At 63.6% G+C, this 6099-nt stretch carries 7 protein-coding genes and 1 pseudogene; 6 read left to right on the top strand and 2 right to left on the bottom strand.

Going from position 1 to position 6099, the window contains the following annotated elements:
* From G3573_RS19225 to G3573_RS19235, 3 genes and pseudogenes are all read left to right on the top strand, one after another.
* Nucleotides 1-244, top strand: a pseudogene (locus tag G3573_RS19225) (hypothetical protein); the annotation flags it as partial.
* Nucleotides 245-500: 256 nt separating this feature from the next.
* Nucleotides 501-878, top strand: coding sequence for a hypothetical protein (locus G3573_RS19230; protein WP_163263297.1), 378 nt, complete (start codon nucleotides 501-503; stop codon nucleotides 876-878).
* A 148-nt stretch (nucleotides 879-1026) separates the two neighbouring features.
* The gene (locus G3573_RS19235) at nucleotides 1027-1524 is read left to right on the top strand and encodes a hypothetical protein (protein WP_163263298.1); all 498 of its coding nucleotides are present in this window, start codon (nucleotides 1027-1029) and stop codon (nucleotides 1522-1524) included.
* Between the two features lie 82 nt (nucleotides 1525-1606).
* Here G3573_RS19235 and G3573_RS22060 read toward each other — a convergent pair whose 3' ends face one another.
* Nucleotides 1607-2272 (bottom strand): hypothetical protein, encoded by a 666-nt coding sequence (locus tag G3573_RS22060; RefSeq protein ID WP_205598370.1) that lies wholly within the window; start codon nucleotides 2270-2272, stop codon nucleotides 1607-1609.
* 564 nt (nucleotides 2273-2836) lie between these two features.
* Here G3573_RS22060 and G3573_RS19245 point away from each other — a divergent pair.
* From G3573_RS19245 to G3573_RS19255, 3 genes are all read left to right on the top strand, one after another.
* Nucleotides 2837-3484, top strand: a complete 648-nt coding sequence (locus G3573_RS19245) for a hypothetical protein (protein WP_163263299.1) — start codon at nucleotides 2837-2839, stop codon at nucleotides 3482-3484.
* 89 nt (nucleotides 3485-3573) lie between these two features.
* Nucleotides 3574-3852 (top strand): hypothetical protein, encoded by a 279-nt coding sequence (locus G3573_RS19250; protein WP_163263300.1) that lies wholly within the window; start codon nucleotides 3574-3576, stop codon nucleotides 3850-3852.
* A 98-nt stretch (nucleotides 3853-3950) separates the two neighbouring features.
* Complete coding sequence (locus tag G3573_RS19255; protein ID WP_163263301.1) at nucleotides 3951-4640, top strand: hypothetical protein; 690 nt, start codon at nucleotides 3951-3953, stop codon at nucleotides 4638-4640.
* A 1260-nt stretch (nucleotides 4641-5900) separates the two neighbouring features.
* Here the strand turns inward: G3573_RS19255 and G3573_RS22065 are convergent.
* A partial coding sequence (locus tag G3573_RS22065) for a hypothetical protein (protein WP_205598371.1) occupies nucleotides 5901-6099 on the bottom strand: 199 nt, incomplete at its 5' end.

Genomic DNA, 6099 nt, shown 5'->3' on the forward strand with positions numbered 1-6099 from the left:
GGCCGCGGCCGCCCCTGGCGGCCTGGCGAACGTGCGCGGCACCTCCTACGCCGCCCCGCTGGTGGCGGGCCGGCTGGCCCTGCGGCTGGCCCGTCCGGACCGCAAGGCGGCCGAGGCGGCGGTGGCCGATCTCGCAGCCGGCGCGGTCGACCTGGGGGCGCGAGGCGCTGACAAGCTCTACGGCCGGGGCCTGGTCGCCGAAGACCTGCGCGCCGCTCCGCCGAAGGTCGCGGGAGCCCGCTGAGGCGGCGGACGCAGGGCGAGCCTCATGTCCATGTCGGCGAGCGCTCCAATTCCACCATGGATCTAAGCCGCTCCGGCATCCCGACGGATGCAGGTGGTCAATGTCCGCTTTCGACCCAAAGCGGACATTGTGGCCGTTGAACACCCTGTGACGCTCCAGCCAAATGGGCGTGGGAACTGCCGGGGAAGCTGGCCGGCGCCCAATGGAACCGATAGCCTCACCGTGCCGCTCGCAGCCGTTGAGGACGGGAATACAAATGGGAATGGGCAATTTGGGACGCGTACTGCGGAAGGGCTCCGGTTACCTCGGCGGCTTCCTGAATTTCCTGCTCCTCCCGCTAGTCGGCGTCGTCTGCCTGTCAATTCTCGGCTTTGATCGAGGGGTGGGCGTGATCCTGCTGTTTTTCGCGGCCAGCGCCGTCTGGACCACGATCTGTACGCTGTATACTGGACGTGTTCCGGCCTTGCTTTCCGGAGCCTCTGCTGACCGGAGCGAGATGCCGGTGCTTTACTGGCTGAATGCCGCCATGACCGTCATCGTGACGGGCGCGATCACCCTGACGGCCGCAAGCTACGTCCAACACCTCGGCTGGCTTCCCCGCTGGGTCCCCGAGCTATCCAAACTGTTCAACTGAGCGCCACGACCTAATGCGTCGACCTTCGAGGGCTTGCACGTGCGTGGCCTCACTTCTGTCTATCGAGCCCAGCCAATGTCCGCTGTCGACCCAAAGCGGACATTCCCTCCCCACCGTTCGGCTGAACCTCCGGCGCGACAGGAACTGGATGGTGCGAATCGCGAAGGGCTTTTACCGCTGGCGCGGTTTGGCGGAGGTGATCATGCGGATCGCAGCACGGCTCTTAACGGTCGTCGCACCATTGCTGCTCGCGGGATGCGCCGCCACCGGCCAGGGACGGACGACCGCGGTCTATAGCAACGTCCTGTTCAACGACGAATCCGGTGACGCTTCCGGGTACGAGATGGAATTGCGCCAGGACGGCTCGACGGCGACGGTCCTGCTCGTCCTTTGTGAGGGCGGCTGCCATGGCGGCGCGTCTTCGCCCGTCGTGATCGACGGCGACAAGGCGTCGTTCCTGATCACTCGGAAGATGCTCAGCGGGGGCCGAATGGTCGAGATGGACTCGGCCCGATACGTCGCTCAGATCGCCCCTGATCACGTGGTCCTCACCAGCCAAGACTATGGCGATGAGTTCGAGGCGAGACTGGAACGCGTGCGCCGTCCGCGTCCCGGCCAGACAGCCGACCTCGCCAACTACAACTGACCTCGACCAGGGGCGGCTTGGCACGGCGCAGCCATGAGGGCAGGCGATCGGCTGAATGTCCGCTTTCGACCCAAAGCGGACATTAACGCCGTCTCTTCCTGTCCGCTCGCCACCCTTCCCAAGTGGCCCAAAGAAACAATACAGCGCCTGCCGCAGAAAGAAGAGCGACCTGCAACTGCCTCGCGGGCCGAATAGCTTCCTCCCAACCCATGAACGACCAAGACGACACGAGCGCGAACGCCAGAGCGGAGGTCAAGCCGAGCACCAACCGACGCCAATTGCCGAGCACAGAATTATCCGAGAAGCTCTTCGCCTCTCGCGCAGCATTAGGCGGCGCGTCGCCTCCCTGCCCTCCGGAAAGAGATCCGGTCACTTCACGCCACAGAATATCGGCCGGAAGTTCAGAGCGAGTTCGAAAGGCAAGAAACGCTTCGAGTACGCTCCTGCTGTCGAACCATTCGTCCGCCGCAAGTGGAACTTCGCCCGCGCTGAAGACCAGCTTTGTGCCATCTGCGAAGACCTCGCTAGGTGCCGCATGGTGGGCGCGGAAGTGCCTGCCGGTCCCAGCGTCTCTGCGCTCCAGCAAGCACGTCACGCCACCTCCTCCGACCTGGATGTAGTTACCCAGATCGTCAGTCAGGGATGCGAAGGAGGATGGGCCAGAGCTACGAAGCCCCAGAATGCTTTTGCGAACTTGCGCCTCGGTTGGATCCGTTACGGCGGACTTGCCTTCAACCTCAATGCGCATCCGCGCCCCCCAATATCCTGCAGTCACGCTAGCCTTGGGAATGTCCGCTTTCCATCCCGAACGGAGATGCCAGCCAGGTCCGCTTTCGACCCATTGCAGACATTCCTCGGGGACACTGCCAAGCTCGCACCATGACCAGCGGCGCCACAGACTCACATCGCGGGCTATTGAGGACCGGCTCCAGCCGACATGCGGCGGAACTACATCGGCTCGGCTGGACCGTCGTGCACCAGTTCTTTTGGGCTGACGAAGACGAGCCTTACGAGATTGGCCTCCGTTGGGATCGAGAGGGCGAGCCTTCCTACCCGAGCGCTGATCCAAGCGAATGGCTCATCCCCCCGGGCGAGCACGCCTTAGAAAGCCAACGCACGCTGCGCCACCAGCATCGGCTCAAGTGACCGAGGCGCCGCTCTGACGGTCGGGAGTCCGCTTTCGACCCATAGCGGACATCGGCCAGGACCACTAACGTGCCGCCTGGGGTAGGGCGGCTTTATGAAAAGACGGTCTTTCGTATTGAGCGGGGCGGCCTTGGTCGGCGGGGCTTTCAGCGGGCGGGAGCGCGCGATGGCTGACGTCGGCGCCGGTGCGGGCCTGGAGCGCGTTGTGCTCGACAGCCGGGGAGCGGCGTACGTCAGAGACCACCTGGCCGGCGTGAATACGCTCTGCACGGAGTTGGGGCGCGTCGTCGAAGGCGCCCGCGGCGAGGTCTTTACAATCGCGCCGAAGGGGGCGGCCGCCGAAAGGCTCTATGCGTTTGAGTCCGGCGGACTCCTGTTGAGCAACCTCGATTTCTCAAGGGCCACGCCGGTCGCTGGAGGCGGATCGCTGATGGCGGTCGACACCCTGGTCGAGGCCCGCGCTGAGCGCATCATGCAATGCCTCAAGCAGCACGCCGGAAGCGTCTGCGTCATCGACGACTACAATCCGCGATGGGGAGATCCTCTCTATAAAAAGGAAGCCACGGCGTTCGGGGTGGGGGAAGAGGTCTATCACCTGATCACCGGCTCCGAGAGCCTGGACGAGATCGCCGACACCTTGGCCTTGGGGGACACAATCTGGCACGGGGTCGCCGCCGTCTGTCAGCCGGCCGAGCCCGTGTCCAAATCTGACCTGTCTTCGCCGGATGCGCTTCGGAGACTAGCGCGCTCGGTGATCGAGCTGAGTTGCACGGCCTACGACCGAGAAGGGTTCGTCAACTGGCGACGGGTCTGACCCCGCCTCTCAGCCGATGTCCGCTTTCGACCCATAGCGGACATTCCACGGAGTTGCGGTCTGGCAGGCTGGCAGGCCAAGGTTGGCTGATGATGATCAAGACCGGTTACGACGCCCTGTGGGACGTGGTCTGCGTGACCTGGGGCTTCTGCGGATGCGTGAAGAACGACAAGCCGCTCCACGTGGATGACCTCATCCCTCCGTCTGGGCCTGTATCGGCAGATCAGTTCGTTGAGTGGGTGTTCCTAGCGGACAATCTGAACCCGAACTCCGAGCCCGAGAAATGGCAACGGCATAGGGCGGCTATCCGGGCCGCTTTCATCGAACACATGGGCGGAGAGGTCGTCGACGCCGATCGTTTGCGCTGACGGTCTAACGTCCGCTTTCGACCCAAAGCGGACATTTCGGGCTCGCCGGCTGCTTGACTGTTCCGCCCACATGGCTTCGATGCCCGTAGGGGGGACACATGGCGAAGTCTAGGCTGGTTCGCTGGCTGCACCTGATCGGCTACGCAACGACACTGATCGTCGTGGTCGAGCTAGTGGCGGCGGGGATCTACGGCTACCGGGTGTGGCAGTCAGAGCAGCAGATGCGCATGCGCGCGTTCGAGATGACCCGGACGCACGCGCGCCCCCTGACCTCAGAGGACCTGCTGGAGGCCGACGCCGTCCGATCGCTGGCCTCGGTACGCCAGACCGCTGGCGGCGCGAAAGACGCTCTGCACTACGTCGCCATGCCGTCGTTTTCGGACTGGTACGCCATGACTCTGTACCTGCCTGAAGACGGCGACACCGCCAATGTCGCCCTGGTCGTCGTTCACCGCGACGCCGAGACCGGCGCTGTGAAAGCCCTGGAGCCGCACAACTTTACGGTGCCCAAAGCGGAGTACCTGCGCGCGACCGTGCAACTGGATGAGCTGACGCACGACTGGGCCGGCGAGGTCGATGACTGCTTCGACGGCACGCCGGTCGCCTTCGAGCGCGTGAAGGGCGGCGCGATCACGTCAGCCGTCGGAAACGCGGAGTGCAGCGCGCACTACCGCGCCGTAAACCAGGTGGTCGAGCGCCTGATCACTCCCCACGCGCCCAAGGACCTGAACATTTTCCCGGAGTGGTGGTCCGAGCCGGCCACCCCGAGCGTGCCGGCGCAAAAGTGAACGCCACCGCGTCCCAACAGTCAGTTTGAGGCTCGCAAATGCTAGCTATTGCCCTAGCTGCGATCGCAATCGCCACTCCGGATGATGATGTCGTAGTAACATCCTTCGACCCAACATTTGCACCGCCGCGATCAGCGCAAGTCCAATTCGAATGCCAAGGAAGAACCCTGGAGGCAAGGTTTCTGTACTCGGAAAATCGACTGCGGAGAATCAAGGTGGATCACAGGTGGATACCCGTTTCGGATGGACTTGCATCAGAAATTGGCGAAGGGGCCCTTGGGGCGATCGACTTTGGCTTGGTGAAATGCAGCGAAACACCAATTCGCGACGGCGGCATACTTGTGTTTCAATGGTCGAAATATCACACGCAAGAACAGCCAGCACTATACGAGCTGCATTGGAGTGACGGCGAATACAAGATCGACAGGCTCGATTAAACTAAGATTTCCGACCATGTGCCGTCGAAATCTTTGGATCGGTAAAATGTCTGCCACACAGCGCTGGATCGACTGCTTTTCGCCCTTGGCGATAGCGGGAGTGCTTGCGGCCGCCGGGGGCAGCATCGCGGCCGACCGCAAGCCTGCGCCCTTGGCCGTTCGCGCGGAGCTCACTGCGGACTGCGCGTTAAGAGTCACGCTTCAGAACACGACCGGGCGGCCGATCCGGGTGCCATCCGGGCTCGCCTTTGGGCCCCGAGCGGGCCTAATGCTGAATATGCGCGCGCCAGACGGTGCGGATTTCAGCACCGTCGGCTTGAGCTATGACGGATACCTCGGCCCGGCCTCATTCGATCGTCCAGTGATGATCGCGCCTGGAAACGCACAGATCGTCGAGGGACCGTTTCCCACGCCGCCTGCCGGCTCCGACACGGAGGCCGCGTTCCGGCGCGCCTTGGGAGCCGAGAGCAAGTTCGTAGTATTCTATGACGTTCCAGCCGAGGTAGTAGGGGCTGAGCGTTCAATCGTCGCCGTACCCAAAGGCGCGCCGCCGATCCGATCGCAGCCCGTCACCGTAGGCCCGCGATGCGCCGAATTGGTATCGCGGAGGCGAGGGGAATGACCCACCCGCTCCCCATTTTCGCGCTGGCCGCAGCATTCTCGGTCACGGCTGCAAGCGCGAACGCTCAAGTGGGCGCGGCGACGCCAGTCCCCAGTGACCAGGTCACCCTCGTCCGCCACTGAAAAGCTGTCGAGCTGGCAGTGCACGGTCAAGGTGCGTCCGTGGCACGAACCCCAGTGCCCCGCTGTAGGTGATGTCTGCTCACCACCCAAAGCGGACATTCAGCCCGGACGGCGCTGAACCCAGCTCTGCAGAAAAATTTCGCCGCCGCGGATGAATCGCGCCGGACCTGTCGTTGGACCTTGCGAAGGCGCCTTCGAGCGCCGTCCAACGCAGGAGCAGAAACATGCGTAAGACGTCTCTTCTGACCGCCGCCGCCGTCGCCGCGACCCTGGCCCTG

Source organism: Caulobacter sp. 17J65-9 (assembly GCF_010975005.1).
GTDB lineage: Bacteria > Pseudomonadota > Alphaproteobacteria > Caulobacterales > Caulobacteraceae > 17J80-11.